Source organism: Arthrobacter senegalensis (assembly GCF_059091765.1).
Genome location: NZ_JBNHGZ010000006.1, coordinates 52,284 through 68,545, shown reverse-complemented (window position 1 = coordinate 68,545; position 16,262 = coordinate 52,284). Strand labels below are relative to the sequence as shown.

Sequence of the window (16,262 nt, the reverse complement as noted above, 5' to 3'; positions counted from 1 at the left end):
TTGAGGCAGCCTTAACCCTGCAGTCCAACACCTCTTGTGGCCGGTCGAAGGCGGCTCGTGTGCTTCTTGCGGGCCGACGCCCGCGGCGGAAGCATGGCGACCCCGCCCTCCGCCGTCGGCTCGCCCCGGAATAATCTTCGCGGTGCCTTGGTTGACCCATCTAGATGCGATTGCATGAACAAACCAGGAGGGTCTCAGTGTCAGAGCGCAAGATCGTTGTTATATCCGCCGGACTCGGCGTTCCGTCCTCGAGTCGGATGCTGGCTGACCAATTGGCTGCCTCTGCCGTGGACCAGTTCCGCCTGAAGGGCGTCGAGGCCGAGGTCCGACTGGTGGAGCTGCGTGACTACGCCGTCGATATCGCCAACAACATGGTGACCGGCTACGCCGCGCCGAAGCTGGACGAAGTGCTCAAGGCAACCGTGGCAGCCGATGCGCTGATCGTGGTGACCCCGGTCTTCAGCGCCTCCTACAGCGGGCTGTTCAAGTCCTTCTTCGATGTGGTCGAGCCGCGCGCGCTCGCCGGCAAACCGGTGCTGATGGGCGCCACCGGTGGCAGCGCCCGTCACTCGCTCGCCCTGGACTACGCCGTCCGTCCGTTGTTCAGCTACCTCCGTGCCCGCACGGTACAAACCACGGTCTTTGCCGCACCGGAGGACTGGGGCGCCGGCGAGGCGGGAACCGGCGGGCTGTCCGAGCGCTCGGACCGGGCGGCCGCCGAACTGGTCGACCTGGTGGAGGGCGCTCCGGTAACCGAGCGCGGCCGTGGCGGCGTCGAATCCAAAAGCTTCGAGGAGATCCTCGCCAGCGTCGGCCACTGAATGAGCGCCTACCGCTGAGCAAGACGAAGGCCCGGTCGGGAGTGGTCCAGCGATGCGCACCCGCGCAGCGTCACCACCCCGACCGGGCCTTTGCCGTGGCTAAAAACGTTCCGGTTGGTCATCGCTGCTGATGCCGTCGGCCTCGAACAAGTCCTGGTCGTTGACCGTCGATTAGGTCGGCTTGGTGCCCGGCGCCGTGCGCAGGACGAGCCTGCTGTCGGGGCGGCCAAAGGAAGTCATCGACACACATCTTTAACGATGAGGCACCGCCGTTGGGCCGGTTGTCCGGCCCAGCGGCGGTGCCTGGGTCATCTCCGTGCCTGAGCACGGTTGGCCAGTGTTACTTGGCCGGGGTGATCAGCGCGGAAGCGCCGGTGCGGGCGGAGTCGAAGCGGGCTGCGACGTCGGCCCAGTTGACGATGTTCCAGAACGCCTTGACGTAGTCGGCCTTGACGTTGACGTAGTCGAGGTAGAAGGCGTGCTCCCACATGTCCAGCATCAGCAGCGGAATGGTGCCTACCGGGATGTTGCCCTGCTGGTCGTAGAGCTGCTCGATGACCAGGTTGCCGCCCAGGGGTTCGTAGGCCAGCACGGCCCAGCCCGAGCCCTGCAGGCTCAGCGCTGCGGCGCCGAAGTGGCCGCGGAACGCGTCGAAGGAACCGAAGTACTCATCGATGGCGGAGGCCAGTTCGCCGGTGGGCTTGTCGCCGCCTTCCGGGGAGAGGTTCTTCCAGAAGATCGAGTGGTTGGTGTGCCCGCCGAGGTGGAAGGCCAGGTCCTTAGACAGCTTCGGCACGTTGCCGAATTCGCCCTTTGAGCGGGCGTCGGCCAGCTGCTCCAGCGCGGTGTTCGCGCCGGCCACGTAGGTGGCGTGGTGCTTGGAGTGGTGCAGCTCCATGATCCTCGCCGAGATGTGCGGCTCCAGGGCCGCGTAATCGTAGTCGAGCTGGGGCAGTTCGTACTTGCTCATGTTCTTCCTCTCGTCGGAATTACTGTGCGGAAACTACTCAGTGCACACTTCCAGCCGGCACGGACAACGGGTGGTTGGCCCGCCAAGCTGCCAATCCTCATTCAAACATGACCGAGGCTGGCACCGTAGCGAATTTCGCCACTGACGTAGCCCCGCATCCGCAGCCTGTCGGGCGGTTTGACCCCCGAAGACGACATTCCACCTCCAGAGAGCGGACGCGGTGAGGTTAGTTCGTGCAGTCGCAGAGCCCCGCGAACGCCCCCAGCTCCTCCAGTCCGGCGGGCCGTGCCGGCAGGTAGTCCGTGAGGGCACGGGAACGCACGATAACCGCCCGCCACTGCCCGCGCGAGACAGCCACGTTGTTCCGGTTCCGGTTAAGCACGAATTCCATTCCGCGCGGCGCCTCGGACGCGGCGGACACCGCGGTGGAAACGATCACAACCGGCGCTTCCTGGCCCTGGAACTTGTCCACCGTGCCCACCCGGACCTCCGCCAGCCCGGCGCCGTCCAGCACGGAACGGATCAGCTGGACCTGCGCGTTGTAGGGTGCCACCACGAGGATGTCCGTTCCGGCCAGGGGGCGCGGCCGGGCCGTGCCGTCCGCGCGCCAGGGCAGGCCCAGATGCCGGCGGACCTGGGCCAGTACCTCGGTGGCCTCTTCGGGCGACGACGTCGCGTTGCCGTGGTGGTTCACGTACACGCATTCCACCCCGGGCGGAGCTCCTTCCAGCCGTCGCAGCGAGGCGGCCGGCGCCGACTTGAGCCGCCCCTCGTAGGCCAGGACGGAGACGGCCCGGCACAGGCCCGGGTGCATGCGCCAGCTCAGGGCGAGGAAATAGCCCAGCTCCGGCGGCAGCGTGGCATGGCCGTCAGAGAGCCACCCGAGTGCCGACTCGTCGACCGGTTCCGGATGCGTTCCCTGGGTCACTTGGGGCAGCTGCTGCGGATCACCCAGCAGCAGCAGGCGCCTGGCGGCCCGGGAGACGGCCAGCGTGTTGGCCAGCGAGAACTGGCCGGCTTCGTCGATGACCAGCAGATCCAGCGACTTCGGCGGGACAGCAGACCCCGTCATGGTCCACGCCGTGCCGCCAATCAACGCGCCCCCGGGGGAGGCGAGCAACCGGGCCACATCGTCCGTACTCCGGTTGGGCCACGGCAGGTCGTGGTCGCCGTTGGGTTTTTTGGCAACGACTTCCGGCGGCACGCCGGCCTTCTCGATGGCGGCGCGCAGCATGTTGTCGACCACGGCATGCGACTGGCCGACGACACCGACCTTCCAGCCCCGGGCCACCAATCGGGCGACGGCGTGCGAGCCGACGTAGGTCTTGCCGGTGCCCGGCGGTCCCTGGACCGCCAGGTAGGAATCGTCCAGGTCGGCGACGGCGGCGGTGATGGCGTCCACGTAGCCGTCCGGGTGGTCCTGGACCTCGGGCAGCCGCGCCAGCGTTGCCAGCCGCGGCGGGCGACGGCGCAGCAGGTCCAGCGCCGGTTCGGCCGGGAAGCCGGGCAGTGTGCCGGCAACCGCAGCGGCGAGGTCTGCGAGGGCCTGCCGGATGGAGGTGGTGGGCAGCGGCTGGTCGGGTGTGAGCGCCACCGGCGGCTCGCTGTACTCGTCGGCACCGCGGGGCAGCCGCTCCTTTACCAGGAGCGTGTCCTTCTCACCGTCCGCACCCAGTTCCAGCACTTCCGCGCCGAAACAAAACGCGCGGTGATTGACGCCGTCGTTCTGGTCGCAGAGGAACTCCGGGAAGGGCTGGTCGTAGAGCCGGCAGAGCAGGCTGCCTTCCTTGATGGTGGATCCGGGTGCCAGCCTGCCGGTGAGCCGCAGCACGCGGACCGGGTTGCTGCGCGACGTCGGCTTTTCCCACCCGGAAACCACGCGCGCGGAATCCACGGTGAAGACGTCGCGGGTATCCGCCCAGTCCTCCAGCGGGGCGTCGAGCCGGTCGAAATGCGCCCACCAGTATTGCTTCGCTTCCCGCCGGTGGTAGCCGACCGAGGCCGCGACCATGGCGACGGCTTGTTCATCGGCGGACAGCGTTTCGCTTCGGCGGGCGGCCCTGTCGGCGGCAGCCTCGACGTAGTCGTGCAGCCGCCGCTCCTCCGGCGGCAGCGGCTCGTCGTCGGCGGCCAACGTCCCACTCGCGGCAGAGGCAGCGGCCGCCGCGGGGGTGGCAGTGCGCCCCGGCACGACTCCGCGCTCGGCCGCCAACCGCAGGAGCCAATTGCGCAGTTCCAGCGTGGAGAGGCAGTCGTACTCGTTGTAGTCGGCAATGCTTTTCAGGACCGTGTCTGCCTCGGCGTCGTTGCCGGCGTCCCTGGCCGTACAGTAGCGGGCGTATGCGACCACGGAGGCTCCGGCGTCCTTGACGTCTCCGGACCGCAGGTTGTCTCCCATGTACAAGGGCTCGAGCTTCTTGATGCTGTAGGAGTTTTCCGAGATCCGCAGGCTGTGCCGGACCGTGTCGTAGAGGTCCACCAGGATGCCCTCGCGCAGCAAACCGTCCACGGTTTCCTCACCCACCAGATGCTGCAGCGACAGCCGGCGTAATGCGGCCTTCTCGTAGTTGGCGTAGTGGTAAATGTGCATTCCCGGATACCGGCGCCGCCGATCGGCGACATATTCCAGGAAGTCCGCCAGCGCCTGCCGTTCGCCGGCGCGGCTGTGCGCCCAGAAGGGCTTAAACGGCGGGGCCGTGCCGGCAGCCGGCGGATTTTCCACCACGCCGAAAAGGTACTCCAGCCCCCACTCGCCGTCCTCGTCCTGCCACAGCGGGTCGCCCTCGAAGTCGAAGTAGATGTCGCCGGGGTTGGGCGCAGGCAGGCGGGACAGTGTGTGCTGCTCCAGCACGCGGTACGAAACCTCGTGTTCCGTGCCGTCCTTGCGGTAGGTCACCCGGCCGTCCGGCGTGGCGGAGCCGGTCTGCATTCGTGCCTGGTCGCGGAGCCGGGCCAGCGCGCCGTCTGTCGGTTCACCGGGTGGAAGTTCCAGGGCGGCCAATTGGTCGATGGTGAAGATCCCGGCCGCTCGCAGCTTGCGCCGGCGCAGCGTGCTCATGTTCGCGACCAGCAGCAGGTCCCGGTGCAGCTCAACCTGTTCGGAGCAGTAGTTGCAGCGTCCGCACGCGGTGACCCTTTCGTTCCCCCAACGGACCGGGTCTGGCTGTTCGCGGTGTGCGGTAACGAGGTTGAGGAACCTGGTGCGGCGTTCGCGGAAGACCGGCAGCAGGTCGGTGAGGCTGTGGTTGCTGTGCCGCCGGTCGCCCAGCACCAGCGTCACGGTGGGAGCCACGGCGATGCCGGCTTGGAGGAGCTGGTCCCCGTACGCGGCCAGCTGCAGCAGCGCGGTGACCTTGGCGTGTCGGGCCAGCTTGGTGTCATAGACCGCGTAGGCGGCAGCTCCGCCGTCGTTGTGGGTTTTGACCAGGAAATCGGACCGTCCATGGAACCGGCCGTCGAAGAAGGACGCCTGGAACACCACGTCTGCGCCGGAGCGCAGCGCGGCGATCGACTCGTCGTGCTTGGCCTGCAAATCCTGCCGCGTGTAGCTGCGGGTCTCGGCAATCTCCGCCACGCCGGCGCCGAAGGTGTCGCGGAAGTGCTGCAAGACCCGGTGCTCGTGCAGATCGCCCAACTCCGCCGTGCGCTCGAGCATCTCGTCGCGGCCAAAATCCGCCACGGGGGAGCGCCCCAGCTTCTCGTCCAGCTTGCGCAGCAGCTGGTACTCGCACTGGGCGGCGACGACGAGGTCGCTGGCTGTGTAGACCAGGTCGCGGTCAGCCCCGTCGACTTCGGAGTCGAGCAGAAACACGGTGCCTCCTTCAAACAGGTGCGCAGGTGCCAACCCGGCCGGCGGCGGGTCCCCCCAACGATATCCCGCCGCCAGCTGGTGCCTGCCGGCAGTTATAGGTCTACCGTCCGGCACCGACATTTTCGCGAATGGGGCATGGGTGCCGCCCCTGGATTCCTGTTACGCGATGTGACCGCGGTCTCCGGCGGTCAGGCGGCCGCTCTGGCTATACTGCCAACAGCTTCAAGAACTGTGGCCGCCAAGCTCCGACTTGGCCACATACCAACCCCACGCTCGTTGGGTGGTTCGGATGACGAAGCGGCCCGCATCAGCCTCGGCTACCGATGCGGGCAAGAGCACGCGAAAGGACGCGGCGCCCGGCGCCGGCTGCCATGGACATCCCTCACTCCCCGCAACTGCAGGTCTTGAGCCTGGCCGACTATGAACAGGTTTCCGCAGCGCGCGAGGCCTTCGTAGACTTCCTGCTGGATGCCGCCCGGCAGCCCCGCGGCCAGCAGCGCGACATCGCCGCGGCGCAATGACCACGCGGACCGTGCCGACGGCGAAGGCCCCCGCGGTCGCGCAGGCGACGGCCGCGCCCACGCCTCAGACTCCCGCAGCCGCGCAGGCGCCGACCGCAGCTTCCAACCCGCGGCGGGCCCGCGGGCTGCTGCTGGACACCGACGTCGTGGTCGAGCTCAGGCGCGAAAGTCCGGACCCCGCCGTCGTCGACTTCCTGCGGCGGCGCCGCCGCTCCCGGGTCTACATCTCCGCCCTGACCCTGGGGGAGCTGCGCGCGCTGAGTACCCAAGACGCCGCGCTGACCGGGCAGGCCGACGCGTGGCTGGTCGAGCTGACCGCGCGGTTCTCGGCCTTTATCCTGCCGGTGGACCAGCAGGTGGCCGAGGCTTGGGCGCCGCTGGCCATTCAGGACCTGCCGGCCGTCGAGTCGCTGATCGCCGCGACCGCCTCCAGGCACTGCCTGACCGTCGTGTCCGGCAACGCCGAGGCCTATCGGCGGCTTGCGGTCGAAGCCTGCGACCCCTGGGCGCCGGCCCGGCGTTAGGCCTGCAGCGGCCATGGGCGGGAGCACCACACCTCGAGCACCCCGCGGCCCGCACCCCCAGCACGGCACCCCGAGGACCGACCCCGTCCGACGCCACCACCGACCCCCGTGATCAACCGCAGCGCCTATGCGAACGGCCACAATCGCACGCCACTTTCCCGCCGAAGGGTGCCTGTGTTGCGCCGAACGGTTCCGCGAGTGGCCCCCTCGGCTATTTACCGACCGGGCGTTCAGAACGCGTGAGAAACTAGACGGGGTCCGGTGACGGGCGGCACTCTTGCCCCCTCTTTCTGCGGACAAGCTCCATCACGGTAAGGAATACATGGCTCATGGCCACTGAGAACAATGCCCCGGGCACGCTCGATGCCGCTGCACGGGTGGATAACGACGGCGGCGCTCCCGCCAAGTGGAAGATCGTCGGTCCCGGTCTCGTTGTCGCCGCCACAGGCGTCGGCGCCGCGGACATGGTGGCCACGCTGGTGGCGGGCTCCCGGTACGGCTACGGGCTGTTCTGGGCGGTGATCGTCGGCGTCATCCTGAAGATCATCCTGGTTGAAGGTGCCGGACGCTTTACCCTTGCAACGGGCAAGACGATCTTCGAAGGCTGGCGCTCGCTGGGCCGCTGGACCACCTGGTACTTCGGTCCGTACATCATGATCTGGGGCTTCGTCTACGGTGCCACGGCAATGTCATCGGCAGCGCTGCCGCTGGCCGCGATGTTCCCGGTGCTGCCGCTGTGGGCCTGGGCGATCCTGATGGGCCTGGCCGGATTTGTCATGGTCTGGTTCGGCAAGTACGCCACCTTCGAGAAGATCACCGCCTTCTTCGTCGGGCTGATGTTCGTCACCGTCGTCGGGCTGGCCATCATCGCCGTGCCCAACATCCCGGAGATGATCGGCGGCCTGGTGCCCATGATCCCGCAGGAAGAGGGCGCGGTGTTCTACACCCTGGCGCTCGCGGGCGGCGTGGGCGGCACCATCACGCTGGCGGCCTACGGCTACTGGCTGCGCGAAAAGGGCTGGCACACACCCAAGTGGATGCGCGTCATGCGCATCGACAACTCCGTGGCCTACGTCATGACCGGCATCTTCGTCATCGCCATGTTGATTGTCGGCGCCGAAGTGGTCCGCACCGCGGGTGTTTCACTGAGCGCCGGCGACGAAGGACTGCTGGACCTGTACGAGGTACTCAAGGATGAGTATGGAGACGTGGTCGGCACCGGCTTCCTCGTCGGTTTCTGGGCCGCCTCCTTCTCCTCCATCATCGGCGTCTGGAACGGCGTGTCCCTGATGTTCGCCGACTTCTGGGGCAACATGCGCAAGAAGGAGTCCGGCCACCCGGACACGCGCGTGGGCGGCAAGTACTTCAAGTTCTACGTCCTCTGGCTGACGTTCCCGCCCATGTTGCTGTTCATGCTGGGCAAGCCGATCGCGCTGATCCTGCTGTACGGTGCCCTGGGGTCGTTGTTCATGCCGTTCCTGGCACTGACGCTGCTGGGCCTGCTCAACGGCAAGCGGATCCCGAAGGAATGGGCCAACCGCCTGCACACGAACATCGCGCTGGGCATCTGTGCCCTGCTGTTCGTGGTCCTCGGTGTCTACCAGTTGTGGAACTCCGTCTCGCCGCTCTTCGGCGGCTGATTTCCCGCAGGCTCCGCTGCCCCGTACCGTTTCGGTGCGGGGCAGCGCCTGTTTAACAACGACGACGGCGGGCGCCCGGTTTTGAACGCTCGGCGGCGGTGGCGCGGTTTTGAGCGCTCGACGGCGCCGGCGCGTCGACTGCCTGCGCGTCGACTGCCTGCGCGGTCGGGCGCCGCGCGGCGACGGGCCCGCCTACTGCCGGCCGGTCCGGCGTTCGCCGTCGTGGCGTGAATCGTCGTCGCCGATGATCGAAGCCAGGAGTTCGTCCGCCTCGCCCAGCCCGCGTACTGCCTGCACCAGGATCGCCCGGGCCTCAGCTTCGGGTGAGCGATGGTGGGTATCGGCCAGGATCCGGAGTCCTTCCATGGTCCGCGCGTCCAGCCCGGGCACCGTGAGCGATTCCATGACAGTCACCTTTCCGTGGAGCATTGCGCTCCACGTGCCGCCCATATTAGTCCCGCCCCGACGAGCTGTCAGCGGGCCGTCGGCGGGCCGTCGCCGGGGGTCAGCGCAGCGGGTCGAACGGCCGGATCTCGTCGGGCACCCGGCCGGTGACAATCTGTTCGGCCAGCAGCTTGCCGGTCGCCGGGCCCAGCACGATGCCCCACATCCCGTGCCCGCCGGCTACGTACACGCCGGGGGAGCGGGTGGCGCCGATCAGCGGCAGCCCGTCGGGCGTGACCGGGCGCGGGCCGACCCAGAGATCCTCGAGGTTCTCCAGGTCCATGTTGGTGAACAACGGCCGCACGGCGGCCAGGATCGCGTCGATCCGGCCGGTCTGCAGCGGTTCGTCCGGGCCGCGGAACTCCATGGTTCCGGCGATGCGCAGCCGTCCCTCGTACGGGGTGCAGGCCACGCGGCGCGCCGGGAAGTAGATGGGGAACTCGGCCGGCTGGTCGGTGGCCACGCTGAACGAGTATCCGCGCCCGGCCTGCACCATGGTGCGAACACCCAGCGGCTTGGCGAGATCGGGCAGCCAGGCGCCGGTGGCCAGGACCACGACGTCGGCGTGGAACGGCTCATGCGCGTAGGTCTCCACCGAAATCCCGGTGTGGCCGTGGCGCAGGGAGCGCACTTCGGCACCGGAAATGATCTTCCCGCCGCGTGCCACCACGGATGCGGCAAGGGCCTCGACGAACGGGCCGGGCTCAAGGAACCGCTGGCCTTCCAGTTCGAACACCGTCGAGACACCGGCGGACAGCTGCGGCACCTTGACCTGGGGGTTGTCCAGGCGGCTCAGCGGGACGGACTGGCCGGCCTTCTCCACGTTGGCCAGCTCGTGGACAAAGTGGCGGCTTTCCTTCTCCGCCTCGAAACCGACGATGAAGGGTCCCTTGCGCGTCCACGATTCGACGCCGTTATCGGTCAGCTCATCGAAGCTCTCCAGCGCCATCTTGTCGATCGGCGTCAGCGCGGCCATGGTCCGGTCCCAGGCCTTCTGCGTGCCGTGCAGCGCGAAGCGAGCCAGGAACTTCCACAGCTGCGGGTCCAGGCGGGCGGGAATGTGCAGCGGCGCCGTCGGGTCAACCAGCGCCTTGGGCCCGTAGGTCCAGACGGTCGGATCCGACAACGGCATGGCCATGCCGGGCGTGAGCCAGCCGGCATTGCCCCACGAGGCGCCGGCGGCGACGCCGGATCGGTCCAGAACGGTGACTTCCACGCCGCGTTCCTGCAGATGCCAGGCGGTGGCCAAGCCAACCATGCCTGCACCCACGACGACGGCGGTGCTCGGGGCGTGTGCGCGAGAGTACATCGTGTGCTCCTCGGGTCGACTCTTCTCTCGGACCCATCCTGAAGAATGTTTACCCGTTTCTCAAGCCGTTAGGAGAAGATTCTGTAAGAGTGAGGCATGCAGGCAGTAAGTTCAGAAAGTGGTGGTGATCACATGGTCGAATCGAATGATCTTCGACGCCCGTTCGGGGCTCCCGCGGGGTCGGGGCTGGACCGCATCGACCGGTTGATCGTCGAGATGCTCCAAGCCGACGCCCGAACCCCTAACAACGCGATCGCGGCGGCCGCCGGCATCGCCCCCTCGACGTGCTTGAGCCGGATCCGCTCCCTGCGCGAACGCGGCGTGATCCGCGGTTTCCATGCCGACGTGGACCCTGCGGCCGTGGGGCGCGGCCTGCAGGCGCTGATCTCCATCCGCTTGCAGGCGCACGCGCGGTCGAACCTGACCCAGTTCAAGGACTTCCTGTCGGGCCTGCCCGCGGTGGAGGGGATCTTCTTTGTGACCGGCGACCGCGACTTCCTGATCCATGTAGCCGTGGCGGACTCCAACGCGCTGCGCGACCTGGTCGCGAACAACCTCAGCGTCCGCCCCGAGGTTGCCGGCACGAATACCACGGTCATCTTCGAACACGTCCGCCCGCCCGGCAGTTCGCTCGCTCCCTGATGGGGGAGAGGGTGTCCTCGTGGGGTTCGGTCTCGCCATGTTGGCGAGGGGAGGGTTGCCCGGAGGCGTGTCTGGCACCCTATTAGGGGAGCCGGCTTCTATGGGCACGCCCGTACCCTGGCTGCGGAACCCCGGAAGAGCCCGCCTCTCCGCCGCGCCGGCCCGGATTCAGTCCCGGATTCAGCGCGATTTCAGTCGCCGCACCCATGCCCCGGAGCGGGCAGCCTTGCCCTTTGTTGACATGTCATTCTTTGGCCGGATAGGATAGTTGAAAGCTCAAGCAATCTATCGAAGGCTGCAATGTCCTGGTTTAAGAATCTTTTCAGCAAGTCCAGCGCCCGCCGGTCTGCCGCCAACCCTGCGGCCTCCGCTGCGGAGCCCCGCACGGATGCACCCGTCGCCCAGCCGGCCGAGGCCGCTCGCAGCGAAGCCGCCGCCAGCCTCCCCAAGATCGCCATCATCACCGGCAGCACGCGCCCCGGCCGGGTCAATGACTCCGTCGCCAACTGGGTCGCCGCCGAACTGGCCGCTCGGACGGACGCCACCTTTGAGGTCGTCGACATCGCCGACTTCAACCTGCCGCTGCTGGACGAGGCCTACCCGGCCGCGTACCAGAACTACCAGGCCGACCACACCAAGGCCTGGTCGGCCAAGATCAGCGAGTTTGACGGCTACATCTTCGTGGCCAACGAATACAACCACACGGTCTCGTCCGCCCTGGCCAACGCGTTGTCCTACCTGAACGTCGAGTTCAACAACAAGGCTGCTGGCATCGTTTCCTACGGCTCGATGGGCGGCGTCCGCGCTGCCGAACACCTGCGCAATATGCTGGCCGAGCTGCAGGTGGCCGTGGTCCGCAACCAGGTGATGTTCTCGCTGTTCACCGACTTCGAGAACTTCTCCGAGTTCAAGCCGACCGAACAGAATGCCGGAACGCTGGCCCCGATGGCCGACCAGCTTGTGCTGTGGGCACAAGGCTTCGCCACCATCCGCACTCCGCAGAACGCCGCCGCTTAGAACCCCAAGCCCGGCACGCCCGCCGGCCTCCGTTCGGCGGGCTGTCCTGCCGCCGGCCTTCGGGCCGGCCAGCACCGCCCCCGCCGTTTCCCCATCAGGCGGGGGCGGTGCTGTTCTCTGGGGCGTTCCGTCGGCTGAACCCGCCGAAGCAAATCGGTGCGGCACCGTTCCTTCGGCTGAACCCCGCCGCAGCAGTAGGTGGGCTACCCGCGCTCGGCCGCAAGGATGGTGGCCATGGAGATGACGAAACCGGGCGTGCAGGCCGCAGCCAGCACCACCAAAGCGATGCGTCCGCCCAGCAGTACCCTCCGCTGCAGCAGTTCTTCCCGCCGCTCCGGGCCCGCAGGCCGCCCGCCGGACGGGTCTGCGAAGAGCTTCACCCTGAGGGCGGCAAGTGCCCAGCCCACCGCGACGGCGGCGACGATCCAGGCCGCGACCACCACGCTGGCGCCGCCCAGCGGGACGAGTAGGAGCAGCAGCGGAAGGTACCACTGCAGGTCCTTGGCCGTCCGCAGCAGCGGGACGCGACGGGACAGCCAGGCCGTGGCCACCGCGATGAGCATGCCGTGGGCAATGGCGAGCGCGGAGAAGGCCGCGATCGACAGCCAGCCCGGGCCCACCACCTCAAAGTCCCGGCTGTCCGGCTCCAGCGGCCCAAGCACGGTACCGAGAACTAATAACAACAACAGCCCGAAGGCCGCTCCGCCGGCCCGGCCGGCCGGCAGCCACCACCGCACCAAGCCGTAGAGGAGTGCCGTCCCGCAGCCGATGGCCACGCCGAAAAGGACGAAGCTCCCGGTCCCTTCCAGGCTGATCTCTCCGATGGTCTGGTTGTTATCGGTCAGCCTTCCGTCGTCTTCCGGCGACGTCACCGCCAACAGGCGCATGATCAACCGGCCGCCGGCGCCCGCCATGCACAGCCCCGCCACCCCGCCTGCGACCAGCAGCACTGTCGCCCACCACAGCACCCTGCGCGCAACGTGCGCCAGGAGTGCACCGCCGCCGCTCGGCAGGGCGCGGCCGCGGCGCAGAAGCGCTCCTTCGTCGTTCCCGGGGATATCGCCCTCGGGCACGTGGGCGTGGTCATCCACGGGGGTGTCGCCAGCGAGCACGAGCCCCCCGTCGTCGTTCCCGGGGGCGCCGCCGTCCAGGACGAGCACACCGTCGTCGTCCACGCCTGTGCCGTAGTGCACGAGGGCTCCCTCATCGTTCCCGGGGGTGTCACCGTCCAGGACGAGCACACCGTCGTCGACGGCTGTGCTGCCGTAGTGCACGAGGGCTCCCTCATCGTTCCCGTAGGTGCCGCGCTCGAGGACGAGGGCCCCGTCGTCGTTCCCGTCGGTGCCGCGCTCAAGGACGAGTGCCGCGTCGTCGTTCCCGTGGGTGCCGCTGTCGAACACGCGCGTGCCGTCGTCCCGACGCAGGTCCTCGTCACGGCCCGGCGGAGGCTGGAACCGCTCCCCGCCCCGAAAGGCCACCGCGGCCAGCCCGGCGACCACCAGCACGCCGCACAGGATCATGAGTGTCACGGAGCCAGTATCCGACGGCCCCGGAAGCCAGCGAACCCCAGTCATGTCGACTGGGGTCCGCAGCAAACCGTCCGCCGGAAACCGGCGGGACGGCTTCGGTTAGCGTGTTTCGCGCGCCTCGTCCCGGTGGCGCACCATGTAGGCGATGGCCAGGGCCAGCATCACGGCGCCCAGGACGAAGTTGAGCCAGGTGGTGGCTGCATTGGTGGACAGGAAGTTGGCCGCTGATTCGCCGGGGCCGACGATCAGGCCGTACAGCCACATCGCCAGGTACAGGATGCCCGCTCCCATGAGGAAGTCCCGGGCACCGCTGGTGGTGCGGCTCATGATGTAGCCCACCACGCCTACCACCAGGTAGACGATGTTGAGCAGCATGGACACTTGGAATGCGTTGATCAGCATGGCGCCGGAGCCGCTGGCGAAAGCCATTTCTCCGTACTTCATGGTGATGCCGGGGATGAAGCCCAGCACACCGATCACCAAGAGAACAATTCCCGAAGTCATCGCGGCATTCCGCACATTTCCGCGCGAGACGTGTGCGTGATGCGCATGCGGTGATGCGGTAGTCATTTCTCCTCCCAGACAATGAGTTCGAAACTTCGTCGAGTAACAACTCGGCTGTTGGTAGGGGCGCATCTGACGTCAGAACCAGCGCTTTCAGTTTACGTCCGCCTGGCCGCGGCGGCACGGAAAAATGACGACGGCGGCGGGCCGGCCGGTCCTGTCGGTGCGGCTGCCCGGGTGGTCCGGAACCGGGGGTCGGTTTAGGCCTCGAGCAGCCTCTTGAGCGTGTGCAGGTCCCGGTCCACGGCGGCGGCATCGGCTTCGAACGCCGCCTCGTCCATGCCGTCACGGTGGTAGAGGGTGAACACCACCTCTGTCCCGTCGCCGTTGCCGAGCACGCGCAGCGGGTTGTAGACAGCTTCGCCCGACGGCAAGGTCACGTAGTGGTCCAGCACGCCGAAGTCATTGCGCTCGGTAAACGTGACCCGCACCGGTCCACTGTCGGTCTCGGCGACCCAGGCGTCGTCGACCACACCGATGGAGGAGCTGAGTCCGGCGGCCCACTGCGGCATGTTCTCGGGTTTGGCGGCGAACTCGTAGACCTCTCCAACGGGTCGGTTGATGGCGATGCTGATGTGCCGCGATGCAAACGTCATGTGGCCAGTCTTCAGGTTCGCTCCGACGCGGGCAAGACCCGCGGAGCGCCCGGCACCGCCGGGAGGATCGGCGGGCTGGCGATGCCGTCGGGAGGACCCGTGGTTGGCGCGCGGCGGGGCGCGCTGCCGCAGGTTCGAGCCGGTTAGCGTGTGCATGACAGACTTGGACCATGGCATCCCTTACCGGCAACGGCGACGATCTCCATGAAAAGGCAGCCCAAATCGGCATGCGCCTTGAAGACCGCTGGCAGGCGGTCCGGGAACGGCGGGCACGGCAGCGCGGCGACGTGGCCACCGTCATGCCGTTTACCGGCTACGGCACCGACGGTTGGATCCGCGTGCTGGCCCGGGTGGTGATGGCGCGGCCCGGGGCCTTCGACAACGGCCGCATGCCCTCCAAGCTGGTGGCCGACGGCATCCGCGGCTGGCGGAATTTCATCAGCCCGCCGGTGGCCAACGCCCGGGTGACGATCCACGCCGACGGCATCGAGCACCAAGTGGTGGCCGACCGCGGCGGAGTGGTGGACGCCAAGGTTTCGGTGAGCCTGGCTCCGGGCTGGCACACCGTCACGCTGCGCTGCGAGGACTCGGAACCGGTGGAAGCCGCGGTCTACGTGGTGCCGCCGGACACCCGGTTCGGGGTGGTGTCCGACGTCGATGACACGGTCATGGTCACGGCGCTGCCCCGCCCGATGCTCGCGGCCTGGAACACATTCGTGTTGGATGAACATGCGCGCAACGCGACGCCGGGCATGGCCGTGATGCTGGAGCGGGTCACGCGCGAGCATCCGGGCAGCCCGGTGTTGTATCTATCCACCGGTGCCTGGAACGTTGCGCAGACGTTGACGCGGTTCCTGTCCCGGAACATGTATCCGGACGGTGCGCTGCTGCTCACGGACTGGGGGCCGACGAAGGACCGCTGGTTCCGCAGCGGTCAGATGCACAAGGTGGATCAGCTGCGGCGGCTGGCCGAAGAATTCCCGCAGATCAAGTGGCTGCTGATCGGCGACGACGGCCAGCACGACGAAGCCATTTACGCCGGCTTTGCGCTGCGTTATCCCGACCACGTGGCGGCCATCGCCATCCGCCAGCTGTCGGTCAGCGAAGCGGTGCTGGCCGGCGGCCGTTCCCAGGACGGCCCGGTCGGACCCGCGCGCAGCATCCCGTGGATCTACGCCTCCGACGGGAAAGGCCTGGCGAACCAGCTTCAGCAGCTGGGAATCCTCTAACGACGGCGGCGGCCCACGGCTGGGAACCTCTTAACGCCGACGGCGGCCACCGCTGGGAATCCTCTAACGACGACGGCGCCCCGCTCGTGGTGGAGCGGGGCGCCGTCAAGCGGCAGCGCCCGGACGTCATTCCTGCGGCGCGGCCTGTTAAACGGTGGCCTCCAGCGGGCCGAAAACGGCTTCGATCATGGCCCGTGCCGTTTCGTTGTCAGTCTTTTCGGCCAGCGCAAGCTCCGAGGACAGGATCCGCATGGCCTGTTCGAGCTGGTGCTTTTCACCGGCCGAGGAGCCGCGTTCGATGGCCCGCAGCGAGAGGTCGCGGACCACTTCGCTGACCCGGTAGATGTCACCGCTGTTAATCTTTTCCTGGTTGGCCTTGAACCGGCGCGACCAGTTTTCCTGATCCTCCGGCACCTTCGCCTTCAGGATCGCAAAGACTTCCTTGACGCCTTTTTTGCTGATGGCCTTGCGTACGCCGACCGTTTCCGCGTTGCCCAGCGGCAGTTCGATCAGCAGGCCGTCGTGATGCGCGCGGAACTGAACGAACTTGGTCTGGCAGTCCTTGAACGGCCGGGTCCGGAGATCGGTCACGGTGACAGCGCCGTGCGGGGGATAGACGAGGGTGTCGCCAACTTTAATGTTCAT

Annotated in this window: 15 protein-coding genes and 1 riboswitch; of the genes, 7 read left to right on the top strand and 8 right to left on the bottom strand. The window is 67.7% G+C overall.

The window, feature by feature from the left end; all coding sequences use genetic code 11:
• Positions 1-197 precede the first annotated feature (197 nt).
• On the top strand, positions 198-821 hold the full coding sequence (locus tag AC5RVG_RS16080) for an FMN reductase (RefSeq protein ID WP_494014640.1): 624 nt from the start codon (positions 198-200) through the stop codon (positions 819-821).
• Between the two features lie 340 nt (positions 822-1,161).
• On the opposite strand, the gene AC5RVG_RS16075 is transcribed toward AC5RVG_RS16080, so the two are convergent.
• Entirely contained in the window at positions 1,162-1,791 is a 630-nt protein-coding gene (locus AC5RVG_RS16075; protein ID WP_494014639.1) for a superoxide dismutase, read from the bottom strand.
• Positions 1,792-2,017: 226 nt separating this feature from the next.
• On the bottom strand, positions 2,018-5,602 hold the full coding sequence (locus AC5RVG_RS16070; protein ID WP_494014638.1) for a TM0106 family RecB-like putative nuclease: 3,585 nt from the start codon (positions 5,600-5,602) through the stop codon (positions 2,018-2,020).
• Positions 5,603-5,822: 220 nt separating this feature from the next.
• A riboswitch (SAM riboswitch) is annotated at positions 5,823-5,944 on the top strand.
• A 29-nt stretch (positions 5,945-5,973) separates the two neighbouring features.
• Between AC5RVG_RS16070 and AC5RVG_RS16065 the strand changes: the two genes are divergently transcribed.
• From AC5RVG_RS16065 to AC5RVG_RS16055, 3 genes are all read left to right on the top strand, one after another.
• Positions 5,974-6,123 (top strand): hypothetical protein, encoded by a 150-nt coding sequence (locus tag AC5RVG_RS16065; RefSeq protein ID WP_494001719.1) that lies wholly within the window; start codon positions 5,974-5,976, stop codon positions 6,121-6,123.
• Positions 6,120-6,647 (top strand): PIN domain-containing protein, encoded by a 528-nt coding sequence (locus tag AC5RVG_RS16060; RefSeq protein WP_494014637.1) that lies wholly within the window; start codon positions 6,120-6,122, stop codon positions 6,645-6,647. The genes AC5RVG_RS16065 and AC5RVG_RS16060 overlap by 4 nt, the downstream gene beginning before the upstream one ends.
• A gap of 329 nt (positions 6,648-6,976) precedes the next feature.
• On the top strand, positions 6,977-8,287 hold the full coding sequence (locus AC5RVG_RS16055) for an Nramp family divalent metal transporter (protein WP_494001717.1): 1,311 nt from the start codon (positions 6,977-6,979) through the stop codon (positions 8,285-8,287).
• A 192-nt stretch (positions 8,288-8,479) separates the two neighbouring features.
• Here AC5RVG_RS16055 and AC5RVG_RS16050 read toward each other — a convergent pair whose 3' ends face one another.
• Positions 8,480-8,692 (bottom strand): FitA-like ribbon-helix-helix domain-containing protein, encoded by a 213-nt coding sequence (locus tag AC5RVG_RS16050; RefSeq protein ID WP_494014636.1) that lies wholly within the window; start codon positions 8,690-8,692, stop codon positions 8,480-8,482.
• Positions 8,693-8,792: 100 nt separating this feature from the next.
• Entirely contained in the window at positions 8,793-10,040 is a 1,248-nt protein-coding gene (locus AC5RVG_RS16045) for an NAD(P)/FAD-dependent oxidoreductase (protein WP_494001715.1), read from the bottom strand.
• Between the two features lie 132 nt (positions 10,041-10,172).
• Here AC5RVG_RS16045 and AC5RVG_RS16040 point away from each other — a divergent pair, with 132 nt between their 5' ends.
• Together AC5RVG_RS16040 and AC5RVG_RS16035 are read left to right on the top strand one after the other, a co-directional pair.
• Positions 10,173-10,682, top strand: coding sequence for an Lrp/AsnC family transcriptional regulator (locus AC5RVG_RS16040; protein WP_494014635.1), 510 nt, complete (start codon positions 10,173-10,175; stop codon positions 10,680-10,682).
• A 300-nt stretch (positions 10,683-10,982) separates the two neighbouring features.
• Positions 10,983-11,699 (top strand): NADPH-dependent FMN reductase, encoded by a 717-nt coding sequence (locus AC5RVG_RS16035; RefSeq protein WP_494014634.1) that lies wholly within the window; start codon positions 10,983-10,985, stop codon positions 11,697-11,699.
• Between the two features lie 203 nt (positions 11,700-11,902).
• Here the strand turns inward: AC5RVG_RS16035 and AC5RVG_RS16030 are convergent, their stop codons facing one another.
• From AC5RVG_RS16030 to AC5RVG_RS16020, 3 genes are all read right to left on the bottom strand, one after another.
• Positions 11,903-13,228 carry a hypothetical protein gene (locus tag AC5RVG_RS16030; RefSeq protein ID WP_494014633.1) on the bottom strand — a complete coding sequence of 442 codons (1,326 nt, stop codon included), beginning with the start codon at positions 13,226-13,228 and terminating at the stop codon, positions 11,903-11,905.
• Positions 13,229-13,327: 99 nt separating this feature from the next.
• A complete protein-coding gene (locus tag AC5RVG_RS16025) occupies positions 13,328-13,732 on the bottom strand; it encodes a DUF4383 domain-containing protein (protein WP_494001711.1) in 405 nt (134 codons plus the stop codon).
• 260 nt (positions 13,733-13,992) lie between these two features.
• Positions 13,993-14,388, bottom strand: a complete 396-nt coding sequence (locus tag AC5RVG_RS16020; protein WP_494001710.1) for an SRPBCC family protein — start codon at positions 14,386-14,388, stop codon at positions 13,993-13,995.
• Between the two features lie 170 nt (positions 14,389-14,558).
• On the opposite strand from AC5RVG_RS16020, the gene AC5RVG_RS16015 reads away from it, so the two are divergent.
• Entirely contained in the window at positions 14,559-15,617 is a 1,059-nt protein-coding gene (locus AC5RVG_RS16015; RefSeq protein ID WP_494014632.1) for an App1 family protein phosphatidate phosphatase, read from the top strand.
• Positions 15,618-15,764: 147 nt separating this feature from the next.
• On the opposite strand, the gene AC5RVG_RS16010 is transcribed toward AC5RVG_RS16015, so the two are convergent.
• A complete protein-coding gene (locus tag AC5RVG_RS16010; RefSeq protein ID WP_494014631.1) occupies positions 15,765-16,262 on the bottom strand; it encodes a CarD family transcriptional regulator in 498 nt (165 codons plus the stop codon).

Bases quoted from the DNA above. Each gene is read 5' to 3' on its own strand.
- AC5RVG_RS16020 (WP_494001710.1), bottom strand. From the start codon at position 14,388: ATGACGTTTGCATCGCGGCACATCAGCATCGCCATCAACCGACCCGTT.
- AC5RVG_RS16065 (WP_494001719.1), top strand. From the start codon at position 5,974: ATGGACATCCCTCACTCCCCGCAACTGCAGGTCTTGAGCCTGGCCGAC.
- AC5RVG_RS16055 (WP_494001717.1), top strand. From the start codon at position 6,977: ATGGCCACTGAGAACAATGCCCCGGGCACGCTCGATGCCGCTGCACGG.
- AC5RVG_RS16060 (WP_494014637.1), top strand. From the start codon at position 6,120: ATGACCACGCGGACCGTGCCGACGGCGAAGGCCCCCGCGGTCGCGCAG.
- AC5RVG_RS16050 (WP_494014636.1), bottom strand. From the start codon at position 8,692: ATGGAATCGCTCACGGTGCCCGGGCTGGACGCGCGGACCATGGAAGGA.
- AC5RVG_RS16035 (WP_494014634.1), top strand. From the start codon at position 10,983: ATGTCCTGGTTTAAGAATCTTTTCAGCAAGTCCAGCGCCCGCCGGTCT.
- AC5RVG_RS16075 (WP_494014639.1), bottom strand. From the start codon at position 1,791: ATGAGCAAGTACGAACTGCCCCAGCTCGACTACGATTACGCGGCCCTG.
- AC5RVG_RS16015 (WP_494014632.1), top strand. From the start codon at position 14,559: ATGGCATCCCTTACCGGCAACGGCGACGATCTCCATGAAAAGGCAGCC.
- AC5RVG_RS16010 (WP_494014631.1), bottom strand. From the start codon at position 16,262: ATGAACATTAAAGTTGGCGACACCCTCGTCTATCCCCCGCACGGCGCT.
- AC5RVG_RS16040 (WP_494014635.1), top strand. From the start codon at position 10,173: ATGGTCGAATCGAATGATCTTCGACGCCCGTTCGGGGCTCCCGCGGGG.
- AC5RVG_RS16025 (WP_494001711.1), bottom strand. From the start codon at position 13,732: ATGACTTCGGGAATTGTTCTCTTGGTGATCGGTGTGCTGGGCTTCATC.
- AC5RVG_RS16045 (WP_494001715.1), bottom strand. From the start codon at position 10,040: ATGTACTCTCGCGCACACGCCCCGAGCACCGCCGTCGTCGTGGGTGCA.